The sequence below is a fragment of the Rickettsia endosymbiont of Hedychridium roseum genome (assembly GCF_964028255.1).
Taxonomy (GTDB): domain Bacteria; phylum Pseudomonadota; class Alphaproteobacteria; order Rickettsiales; family Rickettsiaceae; genus Rickettsia; species Rickettsia asembonensis.
Window position 1 is genome coordinate 51,866 of record NZ_OZ034753.1, and the last position, 18,694, is coordinate 70,559.

Consider the following 18,694-nt stretch of genomic DNA (forward strand, 5'->3'; position numbering starts at 1 on the left):
CGAAATATGCAATAGTTTTTATAAGCTCATCGGTATTGCTTAGTAACTATCTATATCGTCGTTAGCTAAGAGACTGAAAGCATTATTGCGTGTATACTATGTCATTCCTGCGGAAGCAGGAATCCAGTAAAACCTAAAAAAATTTGTTTTTTTAGGTTTATTTTATTAATTAATATGTAATTTTTGTACTAGTATTAAGGTTGTTTTCTGGATTCCCGCCTACGCGGGAAGGCCTTGTTGCGTGGATCGGTAAAACCTACTGTGTCACCTAGTTCGCTTGACTACGGGGTCCATAAAAACAATAAAAAATACTAATATATTAGTATTTTTAACTGGATCCCGTGGTCAAGCCACGGGATGACAGAGGTGAAATTGATCCACGCAACAATGCCACGCGGGAATAACATAAAACGAACCATGCAACAAAGTTGCAAATTCCTCACAATGACGTGAAGTTAAGCAATAAGATTCAAGCGTACTTCTTCGTTTAGTTCTTTTGTAGAAGATAATTCTATATCAAGTTTGGCAAATATATGCACTAAGGCTATAGATAAATCATTTATCATTTTATCGGTATGGGCTGGAGTTGGGATGATTCGGAGGCGTTCCGTACCTCTCGGTACGGTTGGAAAATTGATATGTTGAACGTAAATACCGTATTCATTAAGGAGCATATTTGAGGCACTAGCTGCTTTAATCGGATCACCAATAATTATCGGCACTATATGATTTTCATTTTTCAAATAAGGTATATTAAAATTTTCAAAAGAATTTTTAAGTTTTGTAACTACTTCTTGATGTTTTATTCGTTCTTCATTCGATTCTTTAAGGTGTCTAATACTATGCGTTGCAGCGGTAGAAATTACCGGCGGTAATGAAGTAGTGAAAATAAATCCCGGAGCGGTTAGCCTTATAGCATCGACTAAATTATGGTTGCTAGTGATATAACCACCGATAGTGCCATATGCTTTGGCAAGTGTACCTTGAATAATATCGATTTGATCGCTACAATTAAGAAGCTCGGCAATACCGCCTCCATGTTTACCATATAAACCGACCGTATGAACTTCATCGATAAAGGTTAAAGCATTATATTTTTTGGCTAAGTTGATTATATCTTTGATAGGTGAGAAAAAACCGTCCATAGAGTAAGCCGATTCAAAAACAATAATTTTCGGTCTATTAATATCGACTGATTGTAAAAGCTCTTCTAGATGCTTAACGTCTAAATGTCTATATATATATTTCTCGGCTCTTGAACTTGTAATTCCTGCAATTATTGAAGCATGATTTAGCTCATCGGAGAAAAATACTATATCTGGCATGATTTTAGCAAGACTTGCAAGCGTTGTATCATTTGCAACAAAACCGGATGTAAAAACTAAAGCTGCTTGCTTTTTGTGTAAATCTGCAAGTTCTTTTTCAAGCTCAAGAATGGCAATATTATTACCGCCGATATTGCGAGTTCCGCCTGATCCAACACCGTATTTTAGCAAGGCATCTATAGAAGCTTGCATTACTTTTGCATGTTTACTCATACCCAAATAGTCATTAATGCACCACATAACTATTTGTTTATTAGCGTGTTCTGCAAAAGGAAAATTATCGGCTTGTCTTTTTAAGGCTTTAAATTCTCGATATCTTCCTTCGCTCTTAATTTTGTCTATATGTTTGCTAAATATAGTATCGTAATAAGACATTTTCTCTATGTCATTCCCGCTTACGCGGGAATCCAGTATTTTAAAGTTTTTTAAAAGCTTAGGTTATCTCGCTTTACGCTGGATTCCCGCCTACGCGGGAATGACATAAACCGAGCCATGCAACAACACCCCGCCTACGCAGGAATGACATCGAACAGAACAATACTTCCAAACTCACGTTTGCAACCATTCTATAGTCAATTCAGTTGAATTTTGTGACAGGCGTGAAGAGCGACGCCTATACTAATAGGCGAGTCGACGAACAACGAAGCACAAAGTTCAAATCAATTGACTATACATTAAAACTAATTAATTTTGAAGTTATAATATAGCTTTTTGTACAATATCGTTTAATCTCTTTGAAAATGCACCGGTATCAGCAACCGGTTCGCCCTCTAAAATACAGGCTTGATCAAATATTAGATTAACCAATTCTTCATTATTTTTATTATTTGCTTTTAAGTCGTTAAAGATTTTCTCTATGATTTTATTTTTAGGATTTAGCTCTAAATTTTTGGCAGATGCAGCAGCTATTTGTTTCTGCTCAATCAAAAATCTCTCCATACGAATATCCATAGCAGCGTCGCTAACGGCAAGACAAGCAGGGCTTGAGGTTAATTTTTTAGAGATCTTAACTTCTTTTACTAACTCCCCAAGCGTCTCTTTAAAATAATCGGTTAGCAATTTATATTCGTCATCGGATTTTTTACTATCTGCATTTTTATCCTCAGATTGTGAAGTAGTTTGCTCTACATCGATATCGCTTCTTGTTGCTGATTTAATAGCATGTCCTTTATATTCGCTATTAACATTTACCCAAAAATCATCCACTGTATCGGTAAAAAGTAATACATCGATATTTTTACTAAGTAGTCCTTCAATTTGTGGGCTTGAAAGTAATTTATCGGGATTATCCCCGCTTAAATAATATATAGTATTCTGCCCTTCTTTAAAATTTGCTATATATTCGTCAAGGCTGATCATTTTATTATGCAAGGCACTTCTGAATATGCATACTTCTAATAATTTTTCATGGTCGGTAGTAGCCTCACACAAACCTTCTTTTAAAGCACCACCGAAATTAGCCCAAAACTTATTATATTCTTCAGGTGATTCCTCTTTCTTTTTTCTAAGCTCGTCAAGCACTCTTTTTGTAATAGCATTCTTGATTTTCTCAAGTACACTATTATGCTGCAATGACTCACGGCTAATATTTAACGGTAAATCTTCTGAATCAACCACGCCTCGTAAAAATCTTAAATATGACGGAATTAAATCAATATTCTCATCAGAAATAAACACTCTTTTGATATATAATTTAACTCGTCTCTTGCGATCAGGATGGAATAAATCGAATGTTTTGCTCGATGGAATGAAAAGCAAGTTAGTAAATTCTATAGCTCCTTCGTTTTTATTATGCATAGTTATCCAAGGGTCATCAACGGCATAAGATAGGCTTTTGTAGAATTCTTTATATTGTTCTTCCGTAATTTCTGATTTCGGTCTTGTCCATAATGCAGAAGCTGAATTAAGCTGGATTTCATTATTACCGGCTTCATCAAAGAAATATATCGGTACTGCTATATGATCGGAATAGCTTTTAACGATATGTTTTAACCTGAAATGATCAAGGAATGTATCTTCTTCCTTTTTGATATGTAAAACGATTTCCGTGCCTCTTGTGAATTCTTTGTCCGAATCTGAAATAATGTACTCGCCAAGTCCGTCCGATTCCCAAGTATGGACTTTATCTTCGCCTGCTTTTCTTGAGGTGACAAGCACTTTATCGGCTACCATAAAGCTTGAATAAAATCCAACACCAAACTGACCGATTAACATATTGTCTTTTTTAGAATCACCGGAAAGGCTTTTAAGAAAATTTGCCGTACCTGATCTTGCAATAGTACCGAGATTTTCAATTAAATCGTCTTTATTCATGCCGATACCGTTATCACGGATGATGATTTGTCCTTTATCTTTATCGACTTTAACCGTAATTTTAAAATTGCTATCGCCAGCTACTAATTCACTATTACTTTGAGATAAATAACGTAATTTATCGCAAGCATCCGAAGCATTAGAAATTAACTCCCTCATAAAAATCTCTTTATTACTATAAAGAGAGTGAATCATTAAATTTAAAATCTTGCCAACCTCAGCGTCAAATTTCTTTTTTTCTTGTGTCATAATTATTCCAGTTAATGAATTATTTTTTAGTCATATAACTGCTGATATCATTCCCGTGAGGATCAGCTTTTCCAGTGTCATCCCGCGACTTGATCGCGGGATCCAGCTTAAAATACTAAAATTTTAGTATTTTAAATTTTTTTTCTGGATACCGTGGTCAAGCCACGGTATGACACCGAACGCGTTTTTAGATCCACGCAACAATGCCACGCGGGAATGACATCGACAGCTTAGCAACCATTGCACCTTATTTAATATAGGAATTAATAATCAAATTTAAATAGTCTTCGTCAATATTTTTTATCAATATCGTTTTTAAGCTATTAGTATGACCTTTAATAATTTCTATATCCTTGCGTGATAATTTCCATTCTTTTGCTAGATAATTTATGATTTCTTCATTAGCTTTACCTTGTTCCGGTGTTGCTTTTATAGATAATTTTAGATATGGGATATTATTGATGATTACAAAATCGCTAATTAGATTCTGTTTAGAATTAGGCTTTACTTTAAGATTAAGTAAAACCTGATGTGAAGAAGACTTGTAATTATAGAATTTATTCATTATGTTATTTATCACATTTATTTATGATAATAAAAGAATACTTGAAAAAAACTATTAAAACTGATATAAAGTTTACCGTAAATGCTTAGCACCCTTAGCTCAGCTGGATAGAGCAACAGATTTCTAATCTGTGGGTCAGAGGTTCGAATCCTTTAGGGTGCGCCATTCTTCATTTTTCGGTATTTCTACAAAAATATCAAACCGCAGATGCAGCATAAAATCAAGCTTTTTGCCGTTTAATGAAAGGTTCGATAAAACTAATTTTTATTAATTGTCTTTCACCAAATCTCTAAACTAAGCAGCTTTTCTCTTTCTTCTAAATAGTAAATTTATTACCTTATAAAAAGAAATATTAATAATTTAATTAAGCAACAAGTAAGCAACAAGTCGCCTTAATCTCATTTATCTTTAATTTTGGTAGCGGGAAGTTTCAAGCATCAACATTACGGCAGAAGTTAAACCGAGTTGAATATTTAGCGGCTGTCGATAAACTGCCAAGATAATGGTATGGACTTACCCTATATACGGAATCGATAAAAAATGTTATCGTTCTAGAGTAGGAAATTAATCCTAGACAACAATAAGGAGGTCCACAAATGGAAGTTAGCACAATTGGCATAGACATTGCAAAAAGAATTTTCCAAATTCATGGAGTAGATAAAAACGGGAAGACAGTATTAAAGAAAAAATTAATGAGGGATCAAGTATTAGGTTTTATGGTTAATCTGCCAAAATGTTTAGTAGGTATAGAAGCTTGTGGCGGGGCTAGTTATTGGGCAAGGGAGATAGTAAAATTAGGGCATGAAGTTAGGTTAATAGCACCGCAATTTGTAAAACCATATGTAAAAACTAATAAAAACGATCAAGCTGACGCAGAAGCAATTTGTGAAGCAGTGACAAGACCAAATATGAGATTTGTACCAATCAAGAGTATAGAGCAACAAGATATTTTTATCAATTCATCGGGTGAGAGCTAGATTAGTAAAAAACCGTACTGCACTAGCCAATGAGATTAGAGGCTTGTTGCATGAATTTGGTTTAATCATTCCCCAAGGGATAAATAAAGTTATCAGTACATTAACAGAGATTTTAGATAGTGGAGCTTTAAGCCAACTTAGCTATCAAACGTTTAGCGAGTTGAAAGAAGAATTTATAGATAATAATAAAAAAATAACAGAGTTAGAAAAACGATTAAAAATAATAGCTGGTGAATTGGATAAATACAAACAATTAACAGTTATACCTGGTATAGGTTTAATTACCGCTACGGCATTAATAGCAGTGATAGGTAATGCTAAATATTTTGATGCACTTATAGTTAAAGTACGTCAAGATAAGAGAATTATCAATAAGGCAGTATATGTAGCTTTAGGTGTAGATTTAACCGGAAGGAAAGATATTTTAGGCTTGTGTATTAGCGAGAATGAGGGAGCTAAATTTTGGTTAAATAATTTTACTGAAATGAAAGACAGGGGATTAAAAGATATCTTAATTGCTTGTAGCGATAATCTAACGGGCATGAGTGAGGCGATATCTGCAGTATATCCACAAACTGAGCATCAGCTGTGCATTGTACATCAAATCAGAAATAGTTTGTCATATGTAAGCTATAAAGATCGTAAAGAACTTGCAGCAGATTTGAAGCTAGTATACAGCTCTATCACTGAGGATGAAGCACTTACTGCCTTATCTGATTTTGATATGAAATGGGGCAAACAGTACCCACATATTGCAAAATCATGGCAAAATAATTGGCAGAATTTGATAATTTTTTTACAATACTCAGAAGTGATTAGGCGTATCATTTATACAACCAATGCAATCGAAGGTTTAAATAGTCAATTACGCAAGGTTACTAATAACAAAAGGGGTTTTCCTAACGACGACTCTGTATTTAAGACTTTGTACTTGACAATTGACTATATTACGCGAAAATGGAATATGCCTATCCAAAATTGGGGAGAGGCCATGGCTCACTTTTTGATAAAATTTGAGGGGCGAATTTAATGCCTATTTTAGAATTTACACACTTATATATCTAGAGCCTCTTCATAGGAGAGTCCGGTCATATCTACCGTAGTGTGATCATTATGCTCTGTATTGTTGTTAAGTAGAGGAGCGTTATGCTCTTCAGTATCGTTAGCAGCAAGTTTATCTTCAGCAGCTCTTTCAGCTTCAATTTCATCAATATATTGTTTTAATTTAGCTTTTTTTGCGTTTTTATTTCTAACATACCAAGTTAATCCTGCAACTATTGCTACACCGATAACGGCAATTCCAGCTATACCAAATTTTATATACGGAGCAACTAAGGAAGTATCGTTATCACTCTCATCAAACATATTTTCTTGAGGGTTATAAGTTGAATTGAAAGCAGTATTAGTAAGGTTTGCTACGGTGTTATTAATTAAATTTATTCCCGTTTCAGTCCAACTTTCAGTGTTATCGGAAAAGATTGATTCAGAAATTTCAGCAGTAGAATTTGTTATTGTATTATTAACTGCATTAGTCGCCATTTCAGATAAATATTCTGTTACGGACTCTGTCCATCCCTCGGTTGTATTAATATCACTTGCTTGAGTAGTGCTAGATATCGGGTTAGCTATTAAATCCTTTATTTCTGAGAGAATCGCCTGTAGAGCATTTTCTTTCTCTACTTCAAATATTTCGCACCCTTTAATATCTCCTATAATAGGGTTATTATCCACTGCGATATTAAGTATACCCTCAATAGTAAGATTTCCTTGAAGATTTTCTTGACATATTTTAAGCAAGCGTTCCTCATATATATAAGTCTTATCACCTTGTTTTTGCAATATATAATCCCGTATAGTCTTTCCATTATCATTAATCGCTGTAATAATAGCTTTATTTACAGTTAATACTTCCTTTATTTTGAACATTCCTTCAAATACAAAATTGCTTGTTTCAGTATTTAATAATTCAATTCCTTTATTACACAGAGTTGTTAATATATTCTCTTTATGGCAAGTTGGTTCAATTAAACTAAAGGTAGTTAGATAGTAACTGGCCACATTATGCCCTATTTTAAGCATGTGGTATCCTTGACCACCAATTGTTTTTATTGTATTAGTTAAGTCTTGCTGCGGTAGTTAAAGAAAAATGTAATTCATGCCGTTCTATCCCTTAAGTTTTAAATTAAGGTGGCACAATAGATAAAACTAATAGATTAGTCAAGAACTTACTAATAAAAATTAATATTTAATATATAATCATTGCAATTTTAGTCTTAATTGATAATTTTATTGTTTGAGTGATGTAAAAGTGTTACAATAATAATACTAATCAATAAAAATAATTCTATATGTCTAAAAGTCCAAGAGTTAATGTTACTTTTGAGCCGGTAATTTCCACTTTGCTTAGTAATTTAGCAGTTCAAGAAAATAAATCTTTATCGAGTTTAGTCAGAGAATTAACACTTGAAGCTCTTGAAATGAGAGAAGATTTATTTCTGTCAAAAGTTGCTAAAAAGCTTGATAAAGAGAATGCTAAAACTTACTCTCACGAAGAAGCGTGGAAATGAATTATAAAATATGTTATCTAGAAGAAGTAACAAATAAGCATATCCCAATGCTTTACTCCAATGCAAAAACTCTTATCAAATGTGCAATTGAAGAACGATTAATGTTTGATCCCATAGCTTTTGGCAAACCGTTACGCTATAGTTTGAAAGGTCATAGAAGATTCCGAATAAGTGATTATCGTATTATATACCGTATTGAACAAGAAACATCTACGGTAATTATTATTGCAATCAAACACAGAAAAGAAATATATCAGGAATTTATATAAACCCTGTTATCTCTTGAAGTATCTAAAGAAATGTTATAAAGTCAAAAAGTTCATAAAAATTTGAGGATATTATGCAAGTAGTAAAAGCTTTAGAACAAATTTTAGCAGATAGTTATGCTTTATATTTTAAAACACAGAATTATCACTGGAATGTAGAAGGAGCAGAGTTTAGAAGTCTACATTTATTATTTGAAGGACAATATGAAGATTTAGCTGAAAGCTTAGATGAACTTGCTGAAAGAGTGAGAAGTTTAGGTGCTAAAGTCCCCGCATTATCAAATTTAATAAAGCTTGCATCTATAGATGAGGCAAATCCAAACGTAACAGCAAACGAAATGCTTAAAAGTCTAACAAAAGATCAAGATATTATTAGAGATACATTATATAAGGGACTCAAAGTAGCACAAGCAGAAGGTGATGAAGGGACAGCCGATATGATTATCGGGCGGATTAAGGTGCATGAAAAAAACAGATGGATGCTGAAGAGTAGTATACTCTAGTGTCATTCCCGCTTTCGCGGGAATGACATAAGTTCATACAGAGATGGCAATAAACCTAACTAACAAAACAAAAATAAAATGGAACAATACGATGTAGCCGTTATAGGCGGTGGTCCTGGTGGATATGTTGCGGCAATTAGAGCAGCACAATTAAAGAAAAAAGTTGTATTAATAGAAAAAGAACATTTAGGAGGGGTGTGCCTTAATTGGGGATGTATACCGACTAAATCCCTGCTTAAATCTGCTGAGGTTTTTGAATATATAAAACATGCTAAAGATTATGGAATTGATTCTAAAGGTGCTGAAATCAACATTAAGAAAATAGTCGAACGCTCAAGAGAGATTTCAAATAAACTTGCAGGTGGCGTTAAGTTACTACTGAAAAAAAACAAAGTTACCGTGATAGACGGAGTAGCAAGCCTTGCAGGAAGTAAGGTAATAAGTATAAATGATAAACCTATAGTAAAAGCAGATAATATTATTATAGCTACCGGAGCAAGATCTAGAGTTTTAAAAGGCTTTGAGCCTGACGGCAAGCAAATATGGACTTCAAAAGAAGCTATGATACCGCAGCATGTACCGAAATCTATGATTATTGTCGGCTCAGGTGCAATAGGTATAGAATTCGCTTCATTTTATAATAGTATTGGTGTGGATGTTACCGTAATTGAGGCACATAATAGAATATTACCTGCTGAAGATACGGAAATTGCCGGAATCGCTCATAAGAATTTTGAGAAAAAGGGAATAAAAATTATTACAAATGCTAAGTTAATTAAGCAAACAAAATCAAAAGATAAGATAGAAGTTGAGCTAGAGTTATACGGTAAAACACAAAAATTACAAGCTGAAATCTTACTTATGGCAGTAGGTATTACGGCAAATACAGAAAATTTAGGACTTGAAAAGACCAAAATTAAAATAGAAAATGGCTATATAGTTACTAACGGACTAATGCAAACTGCAGAATCGGGAATTTATGCTATAGGGGATGTAGCAGGAGTACCTTGTTTAGCTCATAAAGCAAGCCATGAAGGGATTATTGCAGCGGAAAGTATAGCTGGCTTAAAGCCCCATGCTATCAATAAGCATAATATACCGGGTTGCACTTATTCTTCGCCGCAAATAGCAAGCGTCGGACTTACGGAAGAAGCGGCGAAAGCTTTAGGTTATGAGCTTAAAATAGGCAGGTTTCCTTTTATGGCTAATGGTAAGGCTTTAGTAAGCGGTGATAGCGACGGCTTAATTAAAACTATATTTGATGCTAAAACCGGTGAGTTACTCGGAGCTCATATGATAGGTTCGGAAGTAACAGAATTAATACAAGGATATGTGGTTTCAAAAAATTTAGAAGGAACGGAGTTGGATTTAATTAATACTATCTTCCCGCATCCGACTTTATCGGAAATGATGCACGAGTCGGTGTTAGCTGCATTTGATAGGGCAATACATGTATGAACAAAGATAATTTAATCGAGAATTATGCAGTGGCGTTATTTAATAACGCTATGGTTGATAATATACAAGATAAAATCTTTGAAGAAATTACCGCTATAAATCGTATAATTACCGATAATTTTGATATTAGAGAATTCCTATTTTCTCCTATAGTAAATAAGGATGATAAAATTAATGTGGTTAATTCGTTAGTAAAAAATACTAAATTTAACAAAATAGTGAATAATTTTTTATTGTTATTGGTAAAAAATTCTCGTACTGCTATTTTATCTAATATAGTAGATGCTTATAATACTTTACTATATGAAAGTAAAAACATAAAGATAGTTCAGGTTATTTCTGCAAATAAGTTACAACCTAAAGAGCAAGAGTGGATTAAATCTCGTATAGAAAAAGAATTAAATCAAAAAACAGAAATAATTTTTAACATTGATTCTACTATTATCGGCGGTATTGTAATTAAATATGATAGTATGTTGCAAGATTACTCAATAAAAGGTAGTTTAGAGAAAATAACGAAAGCTTTAAAGAAAGTTAGGGTTGCTGCTTGAGTACTATTGTCATCCCGTGGCTTGACCACGGGATCCATAAGCAATCTAAAGCTATATATTATTTTGTCATTTTTAACTGGATCCCGTGGTCAAGCCACGGGATGACAACGCGTAATTAGGAGTCACCCCACATGAAACTAAAGCCTATTGAAGTAGCTGAAATATTACAAAAGGAAATAGCTAATATTAATTGCTTGAGTGAACTTGAAGAAGTTGGGCAGGTAATCTCGGTCGGTGACGGTATAGCTAAAATTTACGGTCTTGCTAATGTAAAATCCGGTGAAGTAGTAGAGTTTAAATCCGGTGTTAAGGGTCTTGTTTTAAATTTGGAGAATGATAGCGTCGGTGCTGTAATTATGGGCGATGATAACCAAGTACAGCAAGGCGATAATGTCAAAAGAACTAAAGAAGTTTTAGAAGTACCGATAGGAAAAGCTTTGCTTGGTCGTGTTGTTGATGCTCTTGGTAACCCTATTGACGGCAAAGGCGATATTGCAAGTAAAGAGTACAGACATATCGAGATGAAGGCTCCGGGAATAATAGAAAGAACGAGCGTAAGCGAACCTGTACAAACCGGAATAAAGGCTATAGATTCGTTAATTCCGATAGGTAGAGGGCAAAGAGAGTTAATAATCGGTGATAGACAAACCGGAAAAACGGCGATAGCGGTTGATACTATTATTAATCAAAAACAAGCTCATTCACTTACTAATGAAAGCGATAAAATTTATTGTATTTATGTAGCTATTGGGCAGAAAAGATCAAGTGTTGCACAGATAGTAAAAAAACTAGAAGATGCTGGAGCAATGGACTATACAATCGTTGTTTCGGCTACTGCTTCGGAAGCTGCAGCTCTTCAATTCATTGCCCCTTATTCTGCCTGTAGTATGGGCGAATATTTTCGTGATAACGGTATGCATGCACTTATTATTTATGATGATTTAAGTAAGCATGCCGTCGCATATAGACAAATCTCATTATTACTTAGAAGACCGCCCGGGCGAGAAGCTTATCCCGGTGACGTGTTCTACCTGCATTCAAGATTGCTTGAGCGAGCTGCTAAAATGTCAGAGGAAAAAGGCAACGGTTCACTTACTGCTCTTCCTATAATCGAGACGCAGGCAGGTGATGTATCCGCATATATCCCAACAAATGTTATTTCAATTACCGACGGTCAAATTTTCTTAGAAAGTGAGTTATTTTATAAAGGCGTAAGACCTGCCGTTAATGTCGGTATTTCAGTAAGCCGTGTTGGTTCTGCAGCACAAATAAAGGCTATGAAGCAGGTAGCAGGTTCGGTAAAGCTAGAACTTGCTCAATTTAGAGAGCTGGAGTTTTTCTCGCAATTTGGATCAGATCTAGACCCTGCCACTAAAGCACAAATCGATCACGGTAAAAGATTAGTTGAGATATTAAAACAAGCTCAATATCATCCTTTTCCGATAGAAGAACAAATAGTAAGTATTTATGTCGGAACTAAGAAATATTTAAATGATGTACCGCTTCAGAAAGTAAAAGAATTTGAAGATAAAATGCTTACGGAGATAAGGTTAAATAAAAAAGATATTTTGGAATCAATAAAAAACGAGCAACGTATAACCGAAGAAACCGAGCAGAAACTAAAAGCATTTTTAGAAAATTTCGTTAAGGAATTTGTGAAAGCAGGTTAATTAGTGTTATATTATTACCGTACTCTATGTCATTCCAGCAACGGCGGGAATCCAGTTTAAAGCGAGATAAATCGAGCTTTTAATTTTAAAAATTTAGTATGTTTGTATTTTTTAATTACTGGATTCCCGCCTACGCGGGAGTGACATAGGTTTATAAAGAAATAAAACTATATGTCAAATTTAAAGCAATTAAGAACTAGAATTAAAAGCGTTAAATCTACACAAAAGATTACTAAAGCAATGCAACTAGTATCAGCTTCTAAAATGGCAAAAATAAAAAGTCAAATAGCCAATTCAAATTTTTATATTGAGGCTATTAGTAAAATGATGTCTGATATATTATCAATTTATATGTATGAGTTATCTATAGAAGAGCAGAAATTTTTTAATACTATACCGAATAAAGCAAATTTATTGATAGTTATGACATCACAGCGTGGTTTATGCGGAACGTTTAATTACAGTATAATTAAGCAAGTTAAGAATGATATTAAAGAGTTAGAAAATAAAGGCGAACAAATAAAGCTTATCATTATAGGAAAAAAAGGTTACGAAGCACTAAAAAGGCAATATGCAAATTATATTGATAGTTATTTTGAGTTACCCAAAATTCATGATGAAAATCTAATGCTGGAAGTAAAACAAAAAATTATGTCGCTAGTCGCAAATCTAGAAGTTAGTAATTGTGTTATATATTTTAATAAATTTAAGAACGCAATGACTCAAATTATGACTAGACAACAGGTTTTACCGGTAGAAAAATATCATGATGATTCTAAAATAGAGAATGACCACTATGAGTATGAGGGAGAAAATCTAATTTCTAATCTAATTAATTTATATGTGAATTCCCAAATAAATTATGCTTTACTACAAAGTAGAGCAAGTGAAGAGGGAGCTAGAATGACCGCTATGGAAAATGCAACAAATAATGCTAATGATTTAATAAGTAAATTAGTTTTAAAGTTGAATAGATCAAGACAGGCTATTATTACTACGGAGTTGATAGAGATTATAGCCGGCTCTGAGGCGGTGTAGATATAAGACTGTGTCATCCCGTGGTCAAGCCACGGGATGACAAAACAAAAGAAAAAATTATGACAAAAAATATCGGTAAAATTACTCAGATTATTTCAGCGGTGGTGGATGTAAAATTTACGAATAACGGTGAGTTACCGGAAATTTTAAATGCTCTAGAATGCTATAACGATAAACAAAGGATAGTGCTGGAAGTAGCACAACATATAGGCGATGATACGGTGCGTTGTATTGCTATGGATTCTACTGAAGGATTAGTGCGGGGTGTAGAAGTAATAGATACAGGCAGTCCTATTCGTATTCCTGTAGGTACTGAGACGCTTGGGCGTATTATGAATGTTGTAGGTGAGCCGATTGACGGTAAAGGAGACATTAAAAGCTCAAATATTTCTTCTATATATAAGTCTGCTCCTGATTTTACCAATCAGTCAACCGAGCGTAATATATTAGTAACCGGTATTAAAGTTGTTGATTTACTTGCTCCTTATACTAAAGGCGGTAAGATAGGATTATTCGGTGGTGCAGGGGTCGGTAAAACCGTGTTAATTATGGAGCTTATTAATAACGTAGCTAAGGCACATGGCGGTTATACGGTATTTGCAGGAGTCGGTGAGAGAACTAGAGAGGGTAATGATCTTTACCATGAAATGATTGACTCCAGTGTGATTGACCTTGAGAAACCGGAAAATTCAAAAGTAGCTCTTGTTTATGGACAAATGAACGAGTCGCCGGGAGCAAGGGCAAGAGTTGCGTTAAGCGGTCTGACCATTGCGGAAAGTTTTAGAGATATGAATGAGGGGCAAGATGTTTTATTCTTTGTAGATAATATTTTCCGTTTTACTCAAGCAGGTTCTGAAGTATCGGCGTTGCTTGGTAGAATTCCGTCAGCGGTAGGATATCAGCCTACTCTTGCTACTGATATGGGAGAGCTACAGGAGCGTATCACCTCTACTAAGAACAGCTCAATAACTTCCGTGCAGGCTATATATGTACCGGCAGATGATTTAACCGATCCTGCTCCTGCTACTTCTTTCGCACATTTAGATGCTACAACAGTACTTAGCCGTCAGATAGCCGAGCTTGGAATTTATCCGGCAGTTGACCCGTTAGATAGTAATTCTCAGGTACTTGACCCGATGATTGTCGGTGAAGAGCATTATAGCGTAGCAAGACAAGTGCAGCAGATTTTACAAACTTATAAATCGTTGCAGGATATCATTGCTATTTTAGGTATGGATGAGCTATCCGAAGAAGATAAACTAACCGTGTCGCGTGCTAGAAAAATACAGCGTTTCTTATCACAGCCTTTCCATGTCGCTGAAGTATTTACCGGAGCTGAAGGCAAATTTGTTAATTTAGCTGATACTATAGCAGGCTTTAAAGGGCTTGTAGAGGGTAAATACGATGATTTACCGGAAGCTGCTTTTTATATGGTCGGAACTATGGACGAGGCTATTGAGAAGGCGAAAACTCTGAAGATGTAGTCATTGTCATCCCGTGGCTTGTACCTGCGGGATCCAGTGAAAGTAGCAATATAACAAGTCGTTTTTCTGGACCCCGTGGTCAAGCGAACTAGGTGACATTAAGGATAAACTAAAATATGAACGAAACAACTCTAGTCAAAATAATTACTCCTTTAAGTATTGCATTTGAAAAGCAAGCTAAAATGGTAACAATGCCGGGTGAGGAGGGTATGTTTGGAGTGCTGCCGAATCACGCTCTGATGATCGTTAGTTTAAAAGCCGGTTTAGTACAGGTTTATATAGATGATATACACAACCCACAAATTACTTATCTTGTTTCCGGCGGTGTAACCGAAGTAACGGGAAGTTATGTTAATATAGCAACGGAAACTGCTATTAACGTTACAAATTTAAATGAAGCAGAAATAGCAACAAGCTCCTAGAACTTCAAAAACCTTTATCAGAACAACATTAATTTGTTTGAAAAATCTACGTTTTGGGATAAGGTTTAAGGTGTCATGCCGTGACTTGATCACGGCATCCAGCAATTTAAGCTTATTATATTGCTTTGATGTTTTTACTGGATCCCGTGGTCAAGCCACGGGATGACAATAGGAAAATCAATTCACGCAATCAAGTGAGAAACAAATGTCAAAAGTGCATAATTCAGAATATCTTAAAGAACTATCAATTGATAATACTTCCTACAAAATTTACGATATAAATAAAGCGGCAAGCGATATCGAACTTCCATTAAAAAAGCTTCCATATAGTTTAAGAGTGTTATTTGAGAATGTATTACGTTCTAATGGTTCAAAACAAAACTTACTTGTATTTAAAGAATGGCTAAAAACTAAAAAATCTGATGCGGAAATAGATTTTATGCCGGCAAGAGTTTTGATGCAGGATTTTACTGGTGTGCCTGCTATTGTAGACTTGGCTGCTATGCGTGATGCGATGAAGAAAATAGGAGGCGATCCGTTAAAAATTAACCCGCTTATTCCTGTTGATTTGGTAATAGACCATTCCGTAAGCGTTGATTCTTATGCAGCTAAGGATTCATTCGATAAAAACGTACAGATGGAAATGAAACGTAATATAGAGCGTTATGCATTTCTTAAATGGGGGCAACAGGCATTTAATAATTTTAAAGTAGTGCCGCCTGGTACGGGTATTTGTCATCAGGTAAATTTAGAATATTTAGCAAAAGTCGTGTGGCATAAAGACGGACTTGCTTACCCTGATAGTTTAGTTGGAACTGATAGCCATACAACCATGGTAAACGGGTTATCGGTGCTTGGTTGGGGAGTTGGCGGAATAGAAGCAGAAGCTGCAATGCTTGGACAACCTCTTACTATGATTCTACCGGAAGTAATTGGAGTAAAACTAACAGGAAAATTAACAGGCATAGCTACAGCAACCGATTTAGTTTTAACCGTTACCGAGATGCTACGGAAAAAGAAAGTAGTAGGTAAATTTGTTGAGTTTTTCGGTGAGGGGCTAAAAAATCTAACGATTGCCGATCGTGCTACCATTTCTAATATGTCGCCTGAATACGGTGCTACTTGTGGCTTTTTCCCGATTGACCAAGAAACTATAAAATATTTAGAGCTAACAGGTAGAGAAAAAACGCAAATCAAATTAGTAGAAAAATACGCAAACGAGCAGAATCTTTGGTATGATTTTGAGCATGAGGCAGAATATACCGAAATTTTAGAGCTAGATTTATCGAAAGTACAAAGTTCACTCGCCGGTCCAAAACGCCCGCAAGATAGGGTAAATCTAAATGATGTAGCAAGCAGTTTTAAACATGAATTACCGAATTTTGCTTTAGAAAATAAAGACATTGATAAAAAGTATGTTGTAGCAAATCAGAATTACGAAATCGGTAACGGCGATGTGGTAATTGCAGCAATTACTAGCTGTACTAATACTTCTAATCCTAGCGTGATGATTGGTGCAGCACTTCTTGCTAAAAAAGCACTAGAACAAAGATTAAAGGTAAAGCCTTGGGTTAAAACTTCTCTTGCTCCGGGTTCAAAAGTCGTAACGGAATATTTGAAGCTTAGCGGTCTTGATAAATATTTAGATGAATTAGGGTTTAATCTAGTAGGTTATGGCTGCACTACTTGCATCGGTAATTCCGGACCTCTAAATCCGGAAATAGAGGAAACTATTAACAAAAACGGGCTAGTCGTTGCTTCTGTTTTATCTGGTAATAGGAATTTTGAAGGGCGAATTAATCCACTTACTAAAGCAAGCTATCTCGGTTCGCCTATTTTAGTCGTAGCATATGCACTTAGTGGCACTCTTAATATAGATTTAAATAATCAGCCGATAGGAAAAAATATTTATTTAAAAGATATTTGGCCAAGCAAAGAAGAGATAGATGAAGTTATTGCAAATTCAATTAGTTCCTCTATGTTTATAGAAAAATATTCCGATATATTTAGCGGAACGAAAGAGTGGAAAGATTTACAGATTACAACTAGCTCTACTTATAACTGGAATAAGAACAGTACCTATATTAATAATCCGCCTTATTTTGAGGATATAGGCAGCAAGAATAATATAAAAGATATAAAATCTGCAAAAATTCTAGCAATTTTCGGTGATTCTATTACTACCGATCATATTTCGCCGGCAGGAAGTATTAGTAAAACCAGCCCTGCTGCTAAATATTTAACGGACCATCATATAGAGCCTCTAGATTTCAACTCTTACGGATCACGTAGAGGGAATCATGAAGTGATGATGCGTGGCACATTTGCTAATATCCGTATAAAAAACGAAATGTGTAAGGGAGTAGAAGGCGGCTTTACTATAAACCAATTAAGTAGTACGCAGCAAACTATTTACGATGCGGCTATGGACTATAAAGCTAATGATGTACCTGTAGTGATTTTTGCCGGTAAAGAATATGGTAGCGGTTCGTCTAGAGATTGGGCGGCAAAAGGTCCGCAACTGCTTGGAGTAAAGGCAGTGATTGCCGAGAGCTTTGAGCGAATACATCGTTCAAATTTAGTTGGTATGGGTATTTTACCGCTAACTTTTACCGGTAATAATACAAGATTAGATTTAAAGTTAGACGGTTCGGAAACTATTGATATTATAGGCTTAACTGAACAAATAAAGCCTTATAATCCTGTTAAATGCGTGATAAAAAAACAAACTGGCGAAACAAGAACAATCGATTTAATATTGCAAATATTTACGGATAATGAGATAAATTATATAAAGCACGGCAGTATTATGCATTTTGTGGTAGAGAGTTTGAAAGGATAGGGGCATTGTTGTACGGGGCGGGTCGTTTATGTCATTCCTGCGAAAGCAGGAATGACATCCAACACTTTTCTCGAGCCACGCAGGAACGACATAAAAAGGAAAAACATATGGACAAGCATCTTAAAGAATATACCGAGAGCGGTAAGAAAAACTTAATTGTAGTATATATATTATATTTATGCGGGATAGTAGCACCTATATTACCATTAATAGGGGTATTTTTTGCATATCTCAATAAAGATAAAGGTGATAATTTTGCAGTTAGTCATTATATGTTTTTATTTCGTACTTTTTGCCTTGGGGTACTTGGGTGGATTGTATGTTTCATATTTACGTTTATCATTATTGGAGTAGTACTATACTTTGCACTTGCTGTTTGGTATGTACTTCGTGTTGCCATCGGTTTTAAATATATGATAGAGGATCATGCATACCCAAACCCTATGACTTATTGGATTAAATAA

At 34.9% G+C, this 18,694-nt stretch carries 16 protein-coding genes, 1 tRNA gene and 3 pseudogenes; 16 read left to right on the top strand and 4 right to left on the bottom strand.

Going from position 1 to position 18,694, the window contains the following annotated elements; all coding sequences use genetic code 11:
* Positions 1-455 precede the first annotated feature (455 nt).
* The 3 genes from hemA to AC5587_RS00355 all read right to left on the bottom strand — a co-directional run bounded on the left by hemA (position 456) and on the right by AC5587_RS00355 (position 4,452).
* The gene (hemA, locus tag AC5587_RS00345; RefSeq protein WP_499162486.1) at positions 456-1,700 is read right to left on the bottom strand and encodes a 5-aminolevulinate synthase; all 1,245 of its coding nucleotides are present in this window, start codon (positions 1,698-1,700) and stop codon (positions 456-458) included.
* 321 nt (positions 1,701-2,021) lie between these two features.
* Positions 2,022-3,887: a molecular chaperone HtpG gene (gene htpG, locus AC5587_RS00350; RefSeq protein WP_499162487.1), complete on the bottom strand. Its 1,866-nt coding sequence runs from the start codon at positions 3,885-3,887 to the stop codon at positions 2,022-2,024.
* A 247-nt stretch (positions 3,888-4,134) separates the two neighbouring features.
* Positions 4,135-4,452, bottom strand: a complete 318-nt coding sequence (locus tag AC5587_RS00355; RefSeq protein ID WP_499162488.1) for an A1G_07140 family DUF167 domain protein — start codon at positions 4,450-4,452, stop codon at positions 4,135-4,137.
* 88 nt (positions 4,453-4,540) lie between these two features.
* Here AC5587_RS00355 and AC5587_RS00360 point away from each other — a divergent pair.
* From AC5587_RS00360 to AC5587_RS00375, 4 genes and pseudogenes are all read left to right on the top strand, one after another.
* A tRNA-Arg gene (locus AC5587_RS00360) sits at positions 4,541-4,617 on the top strand.
* A gap of 239 nt (positions 4,618-4,856) precedes the next feature.
* Positions 4,857-4,955 carry a glycoside hydrolase family protein gene (locus AC5587_RS00365; RefSeq protein ID WP_499162959.1) on the top strand — a complete coding sequence of 33 codons (99 nt, stop codon included), beginning with the start codon at positions 4,857-4,859 and terminating at the stop codon, positions 4,953-4,955.
* A gap of 93 nt (positions 4,956-5,048) precedes the next feature.
* Positions 5,049-5,518: pseudogene (locus AC5587_RS00370) on the top strand (IS110 family RNA-guided transposase); the annotation flags it as partial.
* Positions 5,519-5,751: 233 nt separating this feature from the next.
* Positions 5,752-6,459: pseudogene (locus tag AC5587_RS00375) on the top strand (IS256 family transposase); the annotation flags it as partial.
* A 23-nt stretch (positions 6,460-6,482) separates the two neighbouring features.
* Here AC5587_RS00375 and AC5587_RS00380 read toward each other — a convergent pair.
* Positions 6,483-7,508: a hypothetical protein gene (locus AC5587_RS00380; protein ID WP_499162489.1), complete on the bottom strand. Its 1,026-nt coding sequence runs from the start codon at positions 7,506-7,508 to the stop codon at positions 6,483-6,485.
* Between the two features lie 269 nt (positions 7,509-7,777).
* Here AC5587_RS00380 and AC5587_RS00385 point away from each other — a divergent pair, with 269 nt between their 5' ends.
* From AC5587_RS00385 to AC5587_RS00440, 12 genes and pseudogenes are all read left to right on the top strand, one after another.
* Positions 7,778-7,996: a DUF6290 family protein gene (locus AC5587_RS00385; protein ID WP_485440729.1), complete on the top strand. Its 219-nt coding sequence runs from the start codon at positions 7,778-7,780 to the stop codon at positions 7,994-7,996.
* On the top strand, positions 7,993-8,265 hold the full coding sequence (locus AC5587_RS00390) for a type II toxin-antitoxin system RelE family toxin (RefSeq protein ID WP_410526433.1): 273 nt from the start codon (positions 7,993-7,995) through the stop codon (positions 8,263-8,265). Before AC5587_RS00385 ends, AC5587_RS00390 begins: the two co-directional genes overlap by 4 nt.
* A 71-nt stretch (positions 8,266-8,336) precedes the next feature.
* Complete coding sequence (locus AC5587_RS00395) at positions 8,337-8,765, top strand: Dps family protein (protein WP_410526434.1); 429 nt, start codon at positions 8,337-8,339, stop codon at positions 8,763-8,765.
* A 78-nt stretch (positions 8,766-8,843) separates the two neighbouring features.
* Positions 8,844-10,223, top strand: coding sequence for a dihydrolipoyl dehydrogenase (gene lpdA, locus AC5587_RS00400; RefSeq protein ID WP_499162491.1), 1,380 nt, complete (start codon positions 8,844-8,846; stop codon positions 10,221-10,223).
* Positions 10,220-10,774: an ATP synthase F1 subunit delta gene (gene atpH / locus AC5587_RS00405; RefSeq protein ID WP_499162492.1), complete on the top strand. Its 555-nt coding sequence runs from the start codon at positions 10,220-10,222 to the stop codon at positions 10,772-10,774. Before lpdA ends, atpH begins: the two co-directional genes overlap by 4 nt.
* A complete protein-coding gene (locus tag AC5587_RS00410) occupies positions 10,771-10,893 on the top strand; it encodes a hypothetical protein (protein ID WP_499162493.1) in 123 nt (40 codons plus the stop codon). The genes atpH and AC5587_RS00410 overlap by 4 nt, the downstream gene beginning before the upstream one ends.
* A gap of 12 nt (positions 10,894-10,905) precedes the next feature.
* Positions 10,906-12,444, top strand: a complete 1,539-nt coding sequence (gene atpA / locus AC5587_RS00415; protein WP_499162494.1) for a F0F1 ATP synthase subunit alpha — start codon at positions 10,906-10,908, stop codon at positions 12,442-12,444.
* A gap of 171 nt (positions 12,445-12,615) precedes the next feature.
* Complete coding sequence (gene atpG, locus AC5587_RS00420; protein ID WP_410526437.1) at positions 12,616-13,482, top strand: ATP synthase F1 subunit gamma; 867 nt, start codon at positions 12,616-12,618, stop codon at positions 13,480-13,482.
* Between the two features lie 59 nt (positions 13,483-13,541).
* Positions 13,542-14,966 (top strand): F0F1 ATP synthase subunit beta, encoded by a 1,425-nt coding sequence (atpD, locus tag AC5587_RS00425; RefSeq protein WP_499162960.1) that lies wholly within the window; start codon positions 13,542-13,544, stop codon positions 14,964-14,966.
* A 116-nt stretch (positions 14,967-15,082) separates the two neighbouring features.
* Positions 15,083-15,420, top strand: a pseudogene (locus tag AC5587_RS00430) (F0F1 ATP synthase subunit epsilon).
* Between the two features lie 173 nt (positions 15,421-15,593).
* A complete protein-coding gene (gene acnA, locus AC5587_RS00435; RefSeq protein ID WP_499162495.1) occupies positions 15,594-18,230 on the top strand; it encodes an aconitate hydratase AcnA in 2,637 nt (878 codons plus the stop codon).
* Between the two features lie 107 nt (positions 18,231-18,337).
* The gene (locus AC5587_RS00440) at positions 18,338-18,694 is read left to right on the top strand and encodes a DUF4870 family protein (RefSeq protein WP_499162496.1); all 357 of its coding nucleotides are present in this window, start codon (positions 18,338-18,340) and stop codon (positions 18,692-18,694) included.